A 15,488-nucleotide genomic window follows, 5' to 3' on the forward strand; every position below is an offset into this window, starting at 1 on the left:
AGCCTCCAAGAGATTGGAGGCTTTTTTTTAGGCGCCAATCCACGTCTGGGCCAGAGCCTGTGGAATTTTCCCTAACCAGCGCGGTCGATCCAGGTCGATCCGATAGTCTTGAGTGAACATCTCTCAGCTAGACGCGAAACGCGCTAATCTGTCGTCAAACAGAAGAGAAAGAATCATTGCGCATGAACGCAATTGCATCTCCTAACCTTGTCGGCATTACTGGAATCGCCCGCCGCCTCGTGATGGATGGCGCGCTTGAAGAAGGCGCCGCTCGCACCGCGATGGCCGAAGCATCTCATGCCAAGATTCCATTGGCGCAGTGGATACAAGAGATGAAGCTTGTAAGCCCTGCCCAGCTTGCTGCTGCCAACGCCATCGAGTTTGGCATTCCTTTGATTGATGCGTCAGCGTTCGACCCTGCTCAAAACGCTCTGAAATTGGTCAGCGAGGAACTGCTGCAAAAGCACCAAATCCTGCCCATGTTCAAGCGTGGCAACAAGCTGTACGTCGGGGTCTCCGACCCGACGCGCATGCAAGGTCTCGACGAAATTAAGTTCCATACGAACCTTGCTGTGGAGCCGATTCTGGTCGCTGATGACCAGCTTAGAAGGACGCTGGAAACATGGAGTAATGCCTCCGACTCGCTCGCCGGGATGGGTGGCGACGACGAGGATTTCGGCAGCCTGGACACGGCGGCAGGCGACGAGGAGAGCGGCGACACAGGCATCGACGCCAAGGGTGAGGATACGCCAGTCGTTAAGTTCGTCAACAAAATGCTGGTCGATGCCATCCGCAAGGGGGCTTCTGACATTCATTTTGAGCCATACGAGACCGACTACCGTGTGCGCTTACGCATCGACGGCATCCTCAAGACCGTCGCGCGGGCCCCGCAGAAGCTCAACCAGCGCATCGCCGCGCGCCTGAAGGTCATGTCGCAGCTGGACATCGCCGAAAAGCGCGTTCCGCAAGACGGCCGCATCAAGCTCAACCTATCCAAGACCCGCCAGATCGACTTCCGTGTCAGCACCCTGCCGACGCTGTTCGGCGAGAAGATCGTGCTGCGTATCCTGGATGGCAGCGCCGCCAAGCTGGGCATCGACAAGCTGGGCTACGAGGAGGACCAGCAGAAGCTGTTCCTGGATGCCATCCACAAGCCCTACGGCATGGTGCTGGTGACCGGCCCGACCGGCTCCGGCAAAACCGTGTCGCTGTATACGGCGCTGGGCATCCTCAACGACGACACGCGCAACATCTCCACGGCCGAGGACCCGGTCGAAATCCGCCTGCCCGGCGTCAACCAGGTCCAGCAGAACAACAAGCGCGGCATGACCTTCGCCGCGGCGCTGCGCTCGTTCCTGCGCCAGGACCCGGACATCATCATGGTCGGCGAAATCCGCGACCTGGAGACGGCCGAGATCGCCGTCAAGGCCGCCCAGACCGGCCACATGGTGCTCTCGACCCTGCACACCAACGATGCACCGCAGACCATCGCGCGCCTGATGAACATGGGCATCGCGCCCTACAACATCACCAGTTCGGTGACCCTGGTCATCGCGCAGCGCCTGGCGCGCCGCCTGTGCCCACGCTGCAAGCGATCCGCCACGATCCCGGCCAAGGCGCTGCTGGCCGAGGGGTTCAGCCAAGCAGAGCTGGACGAGGGGTTTACCGTCTTCGAGGCGGTGGGTTGCGACGAGTGCACTGAAGGCTACAAAGGACGCGTGGGCATCTACCAGGTCATGCCGATGACCGATGAGATCGCCACGATCATCCTGGAGGGCGGTGGCGCCATTCAGATCGCCGAGGCCGCGCAGCGTTCGGGCATCCGTGACCTGCGCCAGTCGGCCCTATGGAAGGTCAAGCAGGGGCTGACCAGCCTGGCCGAGATCAACCGGGTCACCAAGGACTGAGCAAAGTCCGTCCAAAAAGGACGGAGACACTGGACAAATGCCCAGTGAAATCGCGCACTTGCACGTTGTTTTGCCAGCAGAACCCGCTACCATGCGGGTCGAGCTACCCGGCATGGGGATGCCGGCAACTGGGGAACGCACATGGCCGTAAGCCGTTCAGCCGCCAAGAAATCCGTACCGGTCACGCGTGACACCAAGCAGTTGGTCACCTTCGTTTGGCAAGGGACCGACAAGCGCGGCGTCAAGATGAAGGGCGAGCAGGAGGCGCGTAACGCCAATCTGCTAAGGGCGGAACTGCGCGGCAAGGGCATCACGCCTTCCGTCCTCAAGCCCAAGCCCAAACCACTGTTCGGCTCGGCAGGCAAGCCGATCAAACAAGGTGATATCGCGTTTTTCAGCCGTCAGATGGCGACCATGATGAAGTCGGGTGTGCCGATTATCACTTCGCTGGAGATCATCGGCGGCGGACACAAAAACCCGCGAATGAAGAAGATGATCGAAGCGATCAGGACGGACATCGAAGGCGGCTCGTCGCTATCCGAGGCGATCGGCAAGTTCCCCGTTCAGTTCGACGAGTTGTACCGCAACCTGGTTCGGGCCGGCGAAGGCGCGGGCGTCCTGGAGACCGTGCTGGATACGATTGCCACCTACAAGGAGAACCTTGAATCCTTGAAGGGAAAAATCAAGAAGGCGCTGTTCTACCCTGCAATGACGATCGCGGTTGCGCTGATTGTCAGTGCGATTTTGCTCATTTTTGTCGTCCCTCAGTTTGAGGCGGTTTTCGCTGGATTTGGCGCAGATCTTCCCGCCTTCACCAAGCTGATCGTGGCCGCCTCCAGGGTAGCAACCTCATATTGGTGGCTTGCCCTTTTGGTTGTTGGTGGCGGTGGTTTCGCTTTCATCTTCGCGCTCAAGCGCTCCCTTCCAATGCAGCATGCACTCGACCGCGCGCTGCTCAAGGTCCCAGTGATCGGCCAGATCCTCAACAACAGCGCCATCGCCCGTTTTGCGCGCACGTTGGCGGTCACCTTTAAGGCAGGCGTTCCGCTGGTAGAAGCGCTGGACACTGTCGCAGGTGCCACAGGCAGCACGGTCTACGAGAAGGCGGTGTTCCGCATCCGCGATGACGTAGCGGTCGGTTATCCGGTCAACATGGCAATGAAGCAGACCAACCTGTTTCCGCATATGGTGATCCAGATGACCGCAATCGGTGAGGAGGCAGGTGCGCTGGACACGATGCTGTTCAAGGTGGCTGAGTACTACGAGCAGGAAGTGAACAATGCAGTCGATGCGCTGAGCAGTCTGATCGAGCCAGCCATCATGGTGATTCTGGGTGTGCTTGTCGGCGGCATGGTCATCGGCATGTACCTGCCGATATTCAAGTTGGGCGAAGTGGTCGGCTGATCCATGGCGTTTCTCGATCAACACCCCGAGCTGGGGTATCCGGTGGTGGGCGCGCTCGGCCTGATGGTCGGCAGCTTCCTCAATGTCGTGATCCTGCGGCTGCCGCGGCGCCTGGAGTGGCAGTGGCGGCGCGATGCCACCGAGATCCTGGAGCAGCCGGATCTGTACGACCCGCCGCCGCCCGGGATCGTGGTCGAGCCTTCGCATTGCCCGCACTGCAAGCACAAGCTGGCCTGGTTCGAGAACATTCCGCTGTTCAGCTGGCTGGCGCTGCGCGGCAAGTGCCGGTACTGCCATACGCCGATTTCGGTGCAGTATCCGGCGGTCGAGCTGCTGGTCGGACTGCTGGCGGTGCTCTGCGTGTGGCGCTTCGGTTTCGGCTGGCAGGGCTTTGGCGCGGCAGTGTTGAGTTGTTTCCTGGTGGCGCTGTCGGGGATCGATCTGCGCACGCGGCTGTTGCCCGATACCTTGACGCTGCCACTGATGTGGCTGGGGCTGGTCTCCAGCCTGGAGCATCTCTATCTGCCGCCCAAGCCCGCGTTGCTGGGGGCGATGGCGGGCTATGTGTCGCTCTGGTCGGTGTGGTGGCTGTTCAAGCAGCTCACCGGCAAGGAAGGCATGGGCCACGGCGACTTCAAGCTGTTGGCCGCGATCGGCGCATGGGTCGGATTGCGCGGCATCCTGCCGGTGATCCTGTTCTCCTCGCTGATCGGCGCCGTGGTGGGTGCGGCGTGGCTGGCGACGAAGGGGCGCGACCGCTCGACGCAGATCCCGTTCGGGCCTTATCTGGCCGTGGCCGGATGGGTGGTGTTCTTCTGGGGCGACCAGATCATCGACGGATATCTGCGGCTGTCGGGGCTGCGGTAACGCGCGGCCGATTCGACCCTTGATGATGAAACGCCGGCTCGAAGCCGGCGTTTTTCGTTAGGTGCGCTCAAGTGAGTGTGGAGCCCAGGGAGAGCCGCTGGATCCCCGCCTTCGCGGGGATGACGAGCTCACTTTCCGCGCCACCGGCTGCATACCGCGCAAAGGCCATCCTCAACGGCAACGCCAGGTGCCACTTCAGCGCAGATCCGCCGACCCTCATCGCCGCGGGCCCGCGCCCTACCCCTTCCACTTCCCCAGCGCCGCCAGCCCGTTCTCCTTCGCACGCTCCAGCACGATGGCCTGTGCCTTGGCGAAGTTGCCGACCGGGTCCTTGGCCCAGTGAGCCAGCGCGGCCTGCTGCATGGCGCGGCCGTAAGAGAAACTCAAAGGCCATGGCAGGTTGCCGAGGCGGTTCATCGCATCCAGGTGCGCGGTGGCGTCCGCGTCGGACTGGCCGCCGGAGAGGAAGACGATGCCCGGCAGGATCGCCGGCACGGTGCTCTTGAGGCACATCAGGGTCGACTCGGCGACTTCCTCGATGTCGGCCCGCTCCTCGCAGTCCTGGCCCGGCACGACCATCGAGGCCTTGAGCAGCGTGCCCTCCAGCAGCACGCCCTGATCGTGCAGCGCGCCGAACAGCGAGCGCAGCATCGCCTCGGTGACCTCGTAGCAGACCTGGATGTCATGGTCGCCGTCCATCAGCACTTCCGGCTCGACGATGGCGACCAGGCCCTGCTCCTGGCACAGCGCCGCGTAGCGCGCCAGGGCGTGGGCGTTGACCTCGATGCAGGTGCCGGAGGGGATGTCCTCGCCGATGGTGATCACCGCGCGCCACTTGGCGAAGCGCGCGCCCAGGGCGTAGTAGGCCTTGAGCCGGTCGCGCAGGCCGTCCAGGCCCTCGGTCACCAATTCACCCGGGCAGCCGGCTAGGGGCGAAGTGCCCCTATCGACCTTGATGCCGGGGATGAGGCCGTGGCTGTCCATGTACTTGGGGAACGGGGTGCCGTCCTCGGTGCTCTGGCGCAGGGTCTCCTCGAACAGGATCGCGCCGGAGATGTGATCGCTCAGCCGGGGCGTGGTCAGCAGCAGCTCGCGGTAGCGACGGCGATGCGCCTCGGTGTTCTCGATGCCGACCGCGGCGAAACGCTTGCCGATGGTGGCCGTGGATTCGTCGATGGCGATGATGCCCTTGCCGGGGGCGACCAGCGCCTGCGCGGTTTCGGCGAGCGATTCGATGCTCATTGGAGCTCCTGGAGAACGCACTGCGAGGGGGCCGCAGTATAGCGGCGCCCCCTCATCGCCCAGGTGCGGCTTACAGCTCGCCCAGCCCGCTGGCGCGGCCGTCTTCGCCCACTTCCAGCAGGCGCAGGGTGTTGGTGGCGCCGTGGGTCTCCATGTGCTCGCCGCTGGTGAACACCACGCGGTCGCCCGGGCCCAGCGCACCGGCCTTGACCAGCATCTGGATGCTGGCGCGCGCGGCCTCGCGCGGGACCATGCCACGGCTGTCGAAGGCAATGGGATGGACGCCGCGCATCAAGGCCATGCGCCGGCGCGCGCCGCCATGGCGCGAGAACGCATAGACCGGCACGGTGGAGCGGAAGCGCGACAGGAAGCCCGCCGTGCCGCCGGATTCGCTCAAGGCCACCACGCCGCCCAGCTTGATGTGCTCGGATAGGAACATCGTGGCCATCGCGATGGCATGGTCGGCGCGCTGCAGGTTGCGCTGGGCCGCCTCGAAGTCGGTATCCATCGAGAACGAGCGCTCGGCACCGACGCAGATGCGCGCCATCGCCTCGACCGCGCGCACCGGGTAGGTGCCGGCGGCGGTCTCGGCCGAGAGCATCACCGCATCGGTGCCGTCGATGACCGCGTTGGCCACGTCCATGACCTCGGCGCGGGTGGGCAGCGGGCTCTCGACCATCGACTGCAGCATCTGGGTCGCGGTGATGACGACCTTGTTCTGCTCGATCGACTCGCGAATGATCTGCTTCTGCAGACCAGGGCAGTTCGGCATCGCCGATTTCCACGCCCAGGTCGCCGCGCGCGACCATCACCACGTCGCTGGCGCCGACGATCTCCTTCAGGTTCTCGATGGCCTCGGTACGCTCGATCTTGGACACCAGGAAGGCGTCGCTGCCGTGCTTGCGCGCCAGGCTGCGCGCCTCCTCCATGTCGGCCGCGTTGCGGCAGAAGGAGACGGCGATGAAGTCCACGCCGATGTCGGCGACGATGGCGATCAGCTCGCGGTCGCGGTCGCTGAGCGCACCCAGCGACAGCCCGCCGCCCTGCTTGTTCAGGCCCTTGCGGTCGGACAGCACGCCGTCGTTGAGCACCTGGGTGACGATGCGCTCGCCTTCCACGGCGGTGACGCGCAGCTGCATCATGCCGTCGTCCAGCAGCAGCACATCGCCCGGCGCCACGTCGCCCGGCAGGTCGAGGTAGCTCACGCCGACCTGGGTCTCATCGCCGGCCGGCACGCCTTCGCGCGCGATCAGGTCGAAGCGCGCGCCGGTCTTCAACTGCACCTTGCCCTGGGCGAAGCGCTCGATGCGGATCTTGGGACCGGGCAGGTCGGCCAGGATGCCCACTTCCAGGCCGAGCTTGTTGGCGGCGCTGCGCACGGCCTCGGCGCGATCGCGCTGGGCCGACGGGTCGCCATGGGAAAAGTTGAGCCGCACCACGTTCACGCCGGCGCGCAGCAGGTGCTCCAGCACGCCAGGCGGGTCGGTGGCGGGGCCAAGGGTGGCCAGGATCTTGGTGCGGCGGGCGTTGGATTGGGTCATGGCGAGGGTCTCCGTCTTGCCGTAAACGCTACCACAGGACTGGTGGTGGTCCGCTTCTGCACTGCAGCATGGAACAAGGCTGCAGCGCTCCGCAGCGCCCGTCTTTAGCCAACTTATTGATATGAAAAGGCCTTGGCTCCTGCGGCTTCAGAAAGCGAAGAGCTGAAATGGCCTTGTAATGGTATTCAACTGCGCCGCAGCGCGACGCCGAGCGCGCCGGCCAGCGCGGACGGCGTCTCGACCACCTGTCCGGCGCCTGCGGCAAGCAGTTCGTCGCGATCGCCGAAGCCCCACAGCACGCCGATGCTGCGCATCGCGTGCGCCGCGGCACCCTCGATGTCCATGCGGCGGTCGCCGATCATCACGCAGTCGGATGCGGAGACCTGCAGCCGCGTCAGCGCTTCGGTGATCAGGTCGCGCTTGAAGCGGCGGGCCCCGTCGTCGCTGGCGCCGACGATTTCCTCGAACGCCGCGCCGAACGGCAGTGCGCCCAGGATGCGCCGCGCCGCGCGCTCGTTCTTCGAGGTCACCACCGCCAGCCGATGGCCGGCCTGCGCCAGCGCTTCGATCAGCTCAGGAATGCCGGGGTACACAGTCAGCTCGGTCCAGCCCAGCGTGTCGTAACGCTGCCGATAGAGCGTCAGCGCGCGTGCCACCAAATCCTCGTCGCCGAACGCGGCCTGGAAGCTGTCGCGCATCGGCGGCCCGATCCACGCGTGCAGCGCCTCGCGCGACGGCGTCGGCCGCTGCAGGGACGCGAATACATGCGCGATGCCGTTGACGATGCCGGGCTCGGAATCGATCAGCGTGCCATCCAGGTCGAAGAACAGGGTGGGAAGCGAAGTCATGCGGATACCTCGAATAAGAAGCGAAAAGGCCCGGCTTTTCAGGGCCGGGCCTCTGAAGTGACAGCGGCGCGCCGATCAGCTGCCGCGCGCTTCCAGTGCCGCGACCGCCGGCAGGGTCTTGCCTTCCAGGAACTCCAGGAAGGCGCCGCCGCCGGTGGAGATGTAGGACACGTCCTTGGCGATGCCGTACTTGTCCACGGCCGCCAGCGTGTCGCCGCCGCCGGCGATGGAGAACGCCGGCGAGGCGGCGATCGCGCGCGCCAGGGTCTCGGTGCCCTTGCCGAAGGCGTCGAACTCGAACACGCCGACCGGGCCGTTCCACACCACCGTGCCGGCCTTGGCGATCAGTGCGGCGTAGGCCTGGGCGGTGTCCGGGCCGATGTCCAGGATCAGGTCATCGGCTTCGACCGCATCGACGCGCTTCACCGTCGCGGGGGCGTCGGGCAGGAACTGCTTGGCCACCACCACATCGGTGGGCAGCGGGATCTCGGCGCCGCGCGCCTTGGCATCGGCGACGATCTGCTGGGCGGTGCCGATCAGGTCCGGCTCGCACAGCGACTTGCCGACGCTATAGCCGGCCGCGGCGATGAAGGTGTTGGCGATGCCGCCGCCGACGATCAGCTGGTCGACCTTGCCGACCAGGTTGGACAGCAGCTCGAGCTTGGTCGAGACCTTGCTGCCGGCGACGATGGCCAGCAGCGGCTTGGCCGGGTTGTCCAGCGCCTTGCCCAGGGCGTCCAGCTCGGCCATCAGCAGCGGGCCGCCGGCGGCGATGGGCGCGTACTTGATCACGCCGTGGGTGGAGGCCTGGGCGCGGTGGGCGGTGCCGAAGGCATCCATGACGAACACGTCGCACAGGGCGGCGTACTTCTTCGCCAGCGTCTCGTCGTCCTTGGCCTCGCCCACGTTCATGCGGCAGTTTTCCAGCAGCACGATCTGGCCGGGCTTGACGTCCACGCCGTCGACCCAGTCGCGCACCAGCTCGACCTTGGTGCCCAGCAGGGCGGTCAGGCGCTCGGCCACCGGCGCCAGCGAATCCTCCCCGCTCCAGGTGCCCTCCTTCGGCCGGCCCAGGTGCGAGGTGACCATCACCGCGGCGCCCTGCTCCAGCGCGGCCTTGAGGGTCGGCACCGAGGCGGTGATGCGCTGTTCGGAGGTGATCTGGCCGTTTTCGATCGGCACGTTGAGATCCTGCCGGATCAGCACGCGCTTGCCGGACAGGTCGAGGTCGCTCATGCGGACGATGGTCATGCTTGGGTCCTGTGCAGGGGAAAGATCAGGCGCCCATTGTCCGCGCTGTGCGGGAGAGCGGCAAACCTGCTTCGTTGAAATCCCAGTGGATCGATAGAACCGGCAACACAAGCCTGGTACTGGAGGCTGCGTTGCAGGACATGGCGGGTCTTGTATGTCGCATCCCGAGGCGCTCACTTGCCACTCTGGCGCCCAAGTGGGTTTCTCGCCTCCAAGTATCTGGGCGCTTTGCCGTTCCCGCTTCGGATGGGCAGCGGTCCGGCGGGCGGCAGCCGCTTATCCCTCAATCAGGGCATCCTGCCCTGATTCGGGCGCTCGGCTCCTGCCTCGCTAGGCGCGGCCGCCGCCCGCCGGCCCGCTGCTGCGCGCGTCAAGTCACAGGACTTCGGTTTGCGACTTGAGGCCCCCTCCCTTGCGCGCAGCGCAGGGGAAGGATGGGGAGGGGTCGGGGCTTTACCGGTCAAGCCGCCGAAAGCGAAGAGCAACAGCACCCCACCCCGACCCTCCCCTTCGCCTGCGGCGAAAGGGAGGGAGCAGAGCGCTTGCACCACGCCCTCGGGTCGAAAGAAGTCGTGACTTAGCAACTGCGGAGCATCGCCCCGGGCGGGCGTGCGGAGAGCGGGCCAGGGATGGCCCGCGGCGGTGAGTCCGCCAGGAGGGCGGACCGAGCCGAGGAGCAACGCCCAGCCGCGTCGAGGCTGGTTGGCGAAATCCGTTCGCCGACCTCGCTCACGGTTTACTCCCTGCACTGCGGAGACGATCCAAACGAAAAACCCCGCGCTTTTGGGCGCGGGGTCTAAGCGCAAGCGACCGCAGGGCGCGCCTCACTCCATATCGAACGAAGTCACCACGCCGCCCTGGAGCTGGATGGTCAGCCGCGAGGCGCCATCGGATTCGGCCGATGCATCCGCGTCGGTGCCCGCGCGTGCGGACAGGCGGTCGGCGGCGTTGGCGCTGCGCTGTGCGCGATAGCTGTTGGAGGCCACCTCACCGCCGACATTCTTGCCGGTCAGGTCGGAGACATCGCCCAGCACGCCGCGCAGCGAACCCACCATCTTGCCGAAGCCTGTGCCGGCCGTAGCCGCGGGCTTCTTGGCCGCGCCCTTGATGTAGACGTAGGTCTCGGAGGCGCCGCCGGACGAACTCAGCTTGGCCTTCTTGGAGGTCGGCTCGCCGAAGCTCTCCAGCACCTGGGCCTTGGTCGTCTTGCCGGCCACCAGGTGGCCCTGCACGTAATCGATGTCGAAGATGTCGGCCGTCTGCGCCCATGCACCCGGCGCCATCAGCACGGCGGCCACTGCAATCAGGCCGCTTCCAAACCATTGCTTGATCTTCATGAAACACTTACCCCTTGAGTGAAATTCGCTTCCCTGCCCACGGCACGGGCCGTTGGACGATCCGCGGGTGATTGATAGCACGACACCCGGCCCGAAAAAAGAGACCCGCACCCCCGTTGCCGCACTACCGGGCTCCCTCACCCGCGCCGCCTGGCGCGGTCTACCCGACTCTCGTGACCGCATCAAGACAAAGGGCGCCCGAAAGGCGCCCTTGTCCTGAATCGCGCGGCTTACTTGCCCGCGACGACCTTGACCATCTCCAGGCACTTGTTGGAGTAGCCCCATTCGTTGTCGTACCAGGACACCAGCTTGACGAAGGTGGAGTCCAGGGCGATGCCGGCCTCTGCATCGAAGACCGAGGTCCGGGTCTCGCCGCGGAAGTCGGTGGCCACGACCTTGTCCTCGGTGTAGCCCAGCACGCCCTTCAGCGCGCCTTCGCTCTGGGCCTTCATCTCGGCGCAGATCTCGGCATAGGTGGCCGGCTTTTCCAGCTCGCAGGTCAGGTCCACCACCGACACGTCGGAGGTCGGCACGCGGAAGCTCATGCCGGTCAGCTTCTTGTTGAGCTCGGGGATCACCACGCCCACGGCCTTGGCCGCACCGGTGGACGAGGGAATGATGTTCTCCAGGATGCCCCGGCCGCCGCGCCAGTCCTTGTTGGACGGGCCATCGACGGTCTTCTGCGTCGCGGTGGCGGCGTGCACGGTGGTCATCAGGCCGCGCTTGATGCCCCACTTGTCGTTGATCACCTTGGCCAGCGGCGCCAGGCAGTTGGTGGTACACGAGGCGTTGGAGATGATCGCCTGGCCGGCGTAGGTCTTGTCGTTGACGCCGAAGACGAACATCGGCGTGTCGTCCTTGGACGGCGCGGACAGGATGACCTTCTTGGCGCCGGCGTCCAGATGCTTCTGCGCGCCGTCCTTGGTGAGGAAGATGCCGGTGGACTCGATGACCACCTCGGCGCCCACCTCGTCCCACTTCAGCGCGGCCGGGTCGCGCTCGGCGGTCAGGCGGATCTTCTTGCCGTTGACGATCAGCGTGGTGCCCTCGACCGAGATGGTGCCCTCAAAGCGCCCGTGCACCGAGTCGTACTGCAGCATGTAGGCCAGGTAGTCGGGTTCGAGCAGGTCGTTGATGGCGACGATCTCGATCTCGCCCTCGAAATTCTGCACGGCCGAACGCAGCACATTGCGGCCGATGCGGCCGAAGCCGTTGATGCCTACCTTGATGCTCATTGCTGGAGGACTCCTGTAAGCGGCACGCGGGTGCGCGACGCGGCGGTGAAGGGGCCCGCATTCTAGCAGCGCGCCCCGTTGCCGCCGGGTCGTGAGCCGCACCGGGCTGAATCCGGCGGCGATGCCAGGACGGCAGCCGCCCGCCGTGCGCCTTGATCCGGATCAAGGCGGGCGCCCGGGCCCGGTTGGAGCATGTGCGCCACACACAACGGAGCCTCATCGTCATGCGCAAGTCCCTCCTCCCCTGCCTGCTCGCCCTGGCCCTGGGCGGCGTCTGCCTCCAGGCCGCCGCCCAGTCGCGCGGCGAGATCACCGTCGGCGTCGGCATCCACCAGGTCAATCCGAAGTCGGACAACGGCAAGCTGGCCGGCGGCACGCTGCCGGTCAGCGTGGACAGCAGCACCCGCCCCAGCATCACCGGCGAGTACTTCGTGGCCGACAACCTGGGCCTCGAGGTGCTGGCCGCCTGGCCGTTCCAGCACGATATCAACATCAAGGGCCTGGGCAAGGTCGGCACCACCAAGCAGCTGCCGCCGGTGGTGTCGCTGCAGTACCACTTCAACAGCGCCGGCAAGGTGTCGCCGTTCGTGGGGCTGGGCGTGAACTACACCAAGTTCTTCAGCACCGACGCCAAGGGCGCCCTGGCCGGTAGCGACCTGGACCTGGGCGACTCCTCGGGCCTGGCCGCGCACGCCGGCCTGGACTTCGCGCTGAACGCGCGCAGCGCCCTGCGCGTGGACGTGCGCTGGGCCGACATCGACACCAAGGTCAAGCTCAACGGGGCCAAGCTGGGCACGGCCAACATCGATCCGATGGTCTACGGCGCGGCCTGGGTCTACCGCTTCTGAGCAGGCGCGCGCGTCGCTGGCGACGCGCGCATGCCCGATGGGGGCCGGCCGGGATGGCCGGGTGTCTTGCCGCCACGGAGGGCGGTTTTCGGTTTGTGACACGTAGCAACGCATGGGTCGGCATGCAGCGCCGCGGTGCATCAGCGACATCGAGCCGGCGCGGGCGCGCGGGTATCATCCGGCGCTCGTGTCGAAAGCCGGATGTTGCGTGTTGAAGATTCCGTTCGTGCGGCCGGTGGCCGCGTTGCTGTCGCTGAGCCTGTTGGCTTGCCCCGTGTCCGCCCTGGCCTCGGGCCGCACCGGGCATCGGCTGGTGGCCGAGCTGGCCGAGCCGGACCTCACCGCGCAGGCGCGCGCGCAGATCGACGCCCTGCTGGCGCTGGAGCCTGGGGCGACGCTGCCCGGCATCGCCAGCTGGCCCGACGAACTGCGCGAATCCGACCCCGACCTGGGCAAGCGCACCGCCGCCTGGCATTACGTCAACCTGGGCGAGGGCGACTGCCATTACGACCCGCCGCGCGACTGCCGCAACGGCGATTGCACGATCGCCGCGCTCACCGCGCAGACCAAGGTGCTGGCCGACCGCGGCGCACCGCCCGCCGCGCGCCTGCAGGCGCTGAAGTTCGTCGTGCATCTGGTCGGCGATGCCCACCAGCCGCTGCACGCCGGCTTCGCCCGCGACAAGGGCGGCAATACCGTGCAGATCAACGTGGACGGCCGGGGCAGCAATCTGCATGCGCTGTGGGACAGCGGGCTGCTGCGCCACACCGGCCTGGACGAAGACGCGCTGCTGGCGCAGATCCGCGCCCTGCCCCGGCCCGCGCCCGGCGCGGGCACCGGCTTCCCGCCGGAGGCGACCTCGTGGGCCGAGGCGTCCTGCCGCATCGTCCGCTCGCCGGGGTTCTACCCGGCCCGGGCCAAGCTGGACCCGGCCTACTTCACCACCTGGACGCCGGTGGCCGAGCAGCAGCTGCGTCTGGCCGGCGTGCGCCTGGCGGCGGTGCTGAACGCGGCGCTGGGGCAGACGCAGGGCGGCTGACGAAGCCACTCAAAGCAACGGCAACAGCCAACCCCTCCCCAACCCTCCCCTGCGCTGCGCGCAAGGGAGGGGGCGGCTTTGGTGAGGTCTTGATGTTGGCTGCGAGCCCCCAGTCCCCAGTCCCTGGTCCCGATTCCCGATTCCCGATTCCCGATTCCCGAATCCCGAATCCCGATGATCAGGCGCGCTGACGGCACCTGGCCGCACACCGGGAGAGCCACGGCCGGAGGTAGCGGCGTCACTGCCACAAGATCGCCACCCCTGGCCCAGCCCGGGCCGACCCGGACGGCCTGCTAAAATTGCCGGCCCTGCCGCGTCCCCCGCCCGCGGCGCATCGCGTCCCCGAACACGGAGTTTCCATGTCTGCTGACCTGCTCAAGGCCCTGGGCCTTGGCCCGACCAACCCCGGCACCTATCTCGGCAACGGCCAGTGGTCCAGCACCACCGATGCCGGGGTGCTGGAGTCGGTCAACCCGACCACCAATGCCGTCATCGCCACGGTGCATGCCAGCAGCCAGTCCGACTACGACACGGTCATCGAACGCGCGCAGGCGGCGTTCAAGAGCTGGCGCACCACGCCGGCGCCGCGTCGCGGCGAGGCCGTGCGCCTGTGCGGCGAGGCGCTGCGCAGGCACAAGGATCTGCTCGGCTCGCTGGTGGCGCTGGAGATGGGCAAGTCCAAGCCCGAGGGCGACGGCGAAGTGCAGGAGATGATCGACATCGCCGACTTCGCCGTGGGCCAGAGCCGCATGCTCTACGGCTACACCATGCATTCGGAGCGCCCGGGCCACCGCATGTACGAGCAGTACCACCCGATCGGCCTGGTCGGCATCATCAGCGCGTTCAACTTCCCGGTCGCGGTGTGGGCGTGGAATGCGTTCCTGGCCGCCATCTGCGGCGACATCTGCATCTGGAAGCCGTCCAACAAGACCCCGCTGACCGCGCTGGCCACGCAGAAGATCTGCAACGACGCGCTCAAGGACGCCGGCTTCCCCGACCTGTTCTTCCTGATCAACGATGCCGGCATCGAACTGTCCCAGCAGCTGGTGGACGACAAGCGCGTGCCGCTGATCAGCTTCACCGGCTCGACCGAGGTCGGCCGCATCGTCGGCGAGCGCGTGGCGCGGCGCCTGGGCCGCAGCCTGCTGGAGCTGGGCGGCAACAACGCCATCATCCTGGACGAGACCGCCGACCTGAAGCTGGCCGTGCCGGGCATCGTGTTCGGCGCGGTGGGCACCGCCGGCCAGCGCTGCACCACCACCCGCCGCCTGATCGTGCACGCCTCGATCTACGACACCGTGCTGGCCACGCTGGTCAAGGCCTACAAGCAGGTGGAAGGCAAGATCGGCGATCCGCTGGATGCAGCCAATCTGATGGGCCCGCTCAACAGCAAGGCCGCGGTCGATGCCTTCCTGAAGTCCGTCGAGCAGGCCAAGGCCGCCGGCGGCACGGTGGAAACCGGCGGCAAGGCGCTGGAGCGCGAAGGCAACTTCGTCCTGCCGACCATCATCTCCGGCCTCAAGAACACCGACGCCATCGTCCAGCACGAGACCTTCGCCCCGATCCTGTACGTGATGAAGTACGAGACGCTGGAGGAGGCCATCGACATGCAGAACGGCGTGCCGCAGGGCCTGTCCTCGTCGATCTTCACCAACAGCCTGAAGGCGGCCGAGAAGTTCCTCTCCGCGGCCGGCAGCGACTGCGGCATCGCCAACGTCAACATCGGCACCTCCGGTGCGGAGATCGGCGGCGCGTTCGGCGGCGAGAAGGACACCGGTGGCGGGCGCGAGTCCGGCTCGGATGCGTGGAAGGCCTACATGCGCCGCCAGACCAACACGATCAACTACTCCGATTCGCTGCCGCTGGCGCAGGGCATCAAGTTCGATCTTTAAGGGGTCTCAACGGCACTGATCGGCCTTGGGACCGATCAGTGCCTGACCTTGCCTTCGCCGCATGCTCGGCGACAGCG

At 66.4% G+C, this 15,488-nt stretch carries 11 protein-coding genes and 1 pseudogene; 6 read left to right on the forward strand and 6 right to left on the reverse strand.

Going from position 1 to position 15,488, the window contains the following annotated elements:
- The first annotated feature begins 182 nt into the window (after window positions 1-182).
- The 3 genes from pilB to ACFJIT_RS10075 all read left to right on the forward strand — a co-directional run bounded on the left by pilB (window position 183) and on the right by ACFJIT_RS10075 (window position 4,178).
- Window positions 183-1,907, forward strand: a complete 1,725-nt coding sequence (gene pilB, locus ACFJIT_RS10065; RefSeq protein WP_130561825.1) for a type IV-A pilus assembly ATPase PilB — start codon at window positions 183-185, stop codon at window positions 1,905-1,907.
- Window positions 1,908-2,048: 141 nt separating this feature from the next.
- The gene (locus ACFJIT_RS10070; RefSeq protein ID WP_130561824.1) at window positions 2,049-3,311 is read left to right on the forward strand and encodes a type II secretion system F family protein; all 1,263 of its coding nucleotides are present in this window, start codon (window positions 2,049-2,051) and stop codon (window positions 3,309-3,311) included.
- A gap of 3 nt (window positions 3,312-3,314) precedes the next feature.
- The gene (locus ACFJIT_RS10075) at window positions 3,315-4,178 is read left to right on the forward strand and encodes an A24 family peptidase (protein WP_130561823.1); all 864 of its coding nucleotides are present in this window, start codon (window positions 3,315-3,317) and stop codon (window positions 4,176-4,178) included.
- A gap of 237 nt (window positions 4,179-4,415) precedes the next feature.
- Here the strand turns inward: ACFJIT_RS10075 and ACFJIT_RS10080 are convergent, their stop codons facing one another.
- The 6 genes and pseudogenes from ACFJIT_RS10080 to gap all read right to left on the reverse strand — a co-directional run bounded on the left by ACFJIT_RS10080 (window position 4,416) and on the right by gap (window position 11,632).
- Entirely contained in the window at window positions 4,416-5,420 is a 1,005-nt protein-coding gene (locus tag ACFJIT_RS10080) for a class I fructose-bisphosphate aldolase (protein ID WP_130561822.1), read from the reverse strand.
- Window positions 5,421-5,490: 70 nt separating this feature from the next.
- Window positions 5,491-6,961 (reverse strand): annotated as a pseudogene (gene pyk, locus ACFJIT_RS10085) (pyruvate kinase).
- A gap of 185 nt (window positions 6,962-7,146) precedes the next feature.
- The gene (locus tag ACFJIT_RS10090; RefSeq protein WP_379653537.1) at window positions 7,147-7,809 is read right to left on the reverse strand and encodes an HAD-IA family hydrolase; all 663 of its coding nucleotides are present in this window, start codon (window positions 7,807-7,809) and stop codon (window positions 7,147-7,149) included.
- Between the two features lie 75 nt (window positions 7,810-7,884).
- Window positions 7,885-9,060, reverse strand: a complete 1,176-nt coding sequence (locus tag ACFJIT_RS10095; RefSeq protein ID WP_379653538.1) for a phosphoglycerate kinase — start codon at window positions 9,058-9,060, stop codon at window positions 7,885-7,887.
- 824 nt (window positions 9,061-9,884) lie between these two features.
- Window positions 9,885-10,397 (reverse strand): hypothetical protein, encoded by a 513-nt coding sequence (locus tag ACFJIT_RS10100; RefSeq protein WP_379653539.1) that lies wholly within the window; start codon window positions 10,395-10,397, stop codon window positions 9,885-9,887.
- Between the two features lie 230 nt (window positions 10,398-10,627).
- Window positions 10,628-11,632: a type I glyceraldehyde-3-phosphate dehydrogenase gene (gene gap / locus ACFJIT_RS10105; protein WP_379653540.1), complete on the reverse strand. Its 1,005-nt coding sequence runs from the start codon at window positions 11,630-11,632 to the stop codon at window positions 10,628-10,630.
- Window positions 11,633-11,856: 224 nt separating this feature from the next.
- On the opposite strand from gap, the gene ACFJIT_RS10110 reads away from it, so the two are divergent.
- From ACFJIT_RS10110 to ACFJIT_RS10120, 3 genes are all read left to right on the forward strand, one after another.
- Window positions 11,857-12,480: an OmpW family protein gene (locus ACFJIT_RS10110; protein ID WP_379653541.1), complete on the forward strand. Its 624-nt coding sequence runs from the start codon at window positions 11,857-11,859 to the stop codon at window positions 12,478-12,480.
- A gap of 211 nt (window positions 12,481-12,691) precedes the next feature.
- Entirely contained in the window at window positions 12,692-13,519 is an 828-nt protein-coding gene (locus ACFJIT_RS10115; RefSeq protein ID WP_379655754.1) for a S1/P1 nuclease, read from the forward strand.
- A gap of 359 nt (window positions 13,520-13,878) precedes the next feature.
- On the forward strand, window positions 13,879-15,411 hold the full coding sequence (locus ACFJIT_RS10120) for an aldehyde dehydrogenase family protein (RefSeq protein WP_379653542.1): 1,533 nt from the start codon (window positions 13,879-13,881) through the stop codon (window positions 15,409-15,411).
- Window positions 15,412-15,488 lie beyond the last annotated feature (77 nt).

Origin of the sequence: Pseudoxanthomonas sp. UC19_8 (genome assembly GCF_042700505.1) — a bacterium.
GTDB lineage: Bacteria > Pseudomonadota > Gammaproteobacteria > Xanthomonadales > Xanthomonadaceae > Pseudoxanthomonas_A > Pseudoxanthomonas_A winnipegensis.

What these genes read in the sequence shown, in the direction of transcription:
- ACFJIT_RS10080 (WP_130561822.1), bottom strand. Translation starts at nt 5,420, where the DNA reads ATGAGCATCGAATCGCTCGCCGAAACCGCGCAGGCGCTGGTCGCCCCC.
- ACFJIT_RS10070 (WP_130561824.1), top strand. Translation starts at nt 2,049, where the DNA reads ATGGCCGTAAGCCGTTCAGCCGCCAAGAAATCCGTACCGGTCACGCGT.
- ACFJIT_RS10095 (WP_379653538.1), bottom strand. Translation starts at nt 9,060, where the DNA reads ATGACCATCGTCCGCATGAGCGACCTCGACCTGTCCGGCAAGCGCGTG.
- ACFJIT_RS10075 (WP_130561823.1), top strand. Translation starts at nt 3,315, where the DNA reads ATGGCGTTTCTCGATCAACACCCCGAGCTGGGGTATCCGGTGGTGGGC.
- gap (WP_379653540.1), bottom strand. Translation starts at nt 11,632, where the DNA reads ATGAGCATCAAGGTAGGCATCAACGGCTTCGGCCGCATCGGCCGCAAT.
- ACFJIT_RS10110 (WP_379653541.1), top strand. Translation starts at nt 11,857, where the DNA reads ATGCGCAAGTCCCTCCTCCCCTGCCTGCTCGCCCTGGCCCTGGGCGGC.
- pilB (WP_130561825.1), top strand. Translation starts at nt 183, where the DNA reads ATGAACGCAATTGCATCTCCTAACCTTGTCGGCATTACTGGAATCGCC.
- ACFJIT_RS10120 (WP_379653542.1), top strand. Translation starts at nt 13,879, where the DNA reads ATGTCTGCTGACCTGCTCAAGGCCCTGGGCCTTGGCCCGACCAACCCC.
- ACFJIT_RS10100 (WP_379653539.1), bottom strand. Translation starts at nt 10,397, where the DNA reads ATGAAGATCAAGCAATGGTTTGGAAGCGGCCTGATTGCAGTGGCCGCC.
- ACFJIT_RS10090 (WP_379653537.1), bottom strand. Translation starts at nt 7,809, where the DNA reads ATGACTTCGCTTCCCACCCTGTTCTTCGACCTGGATGGCACGCTGATC.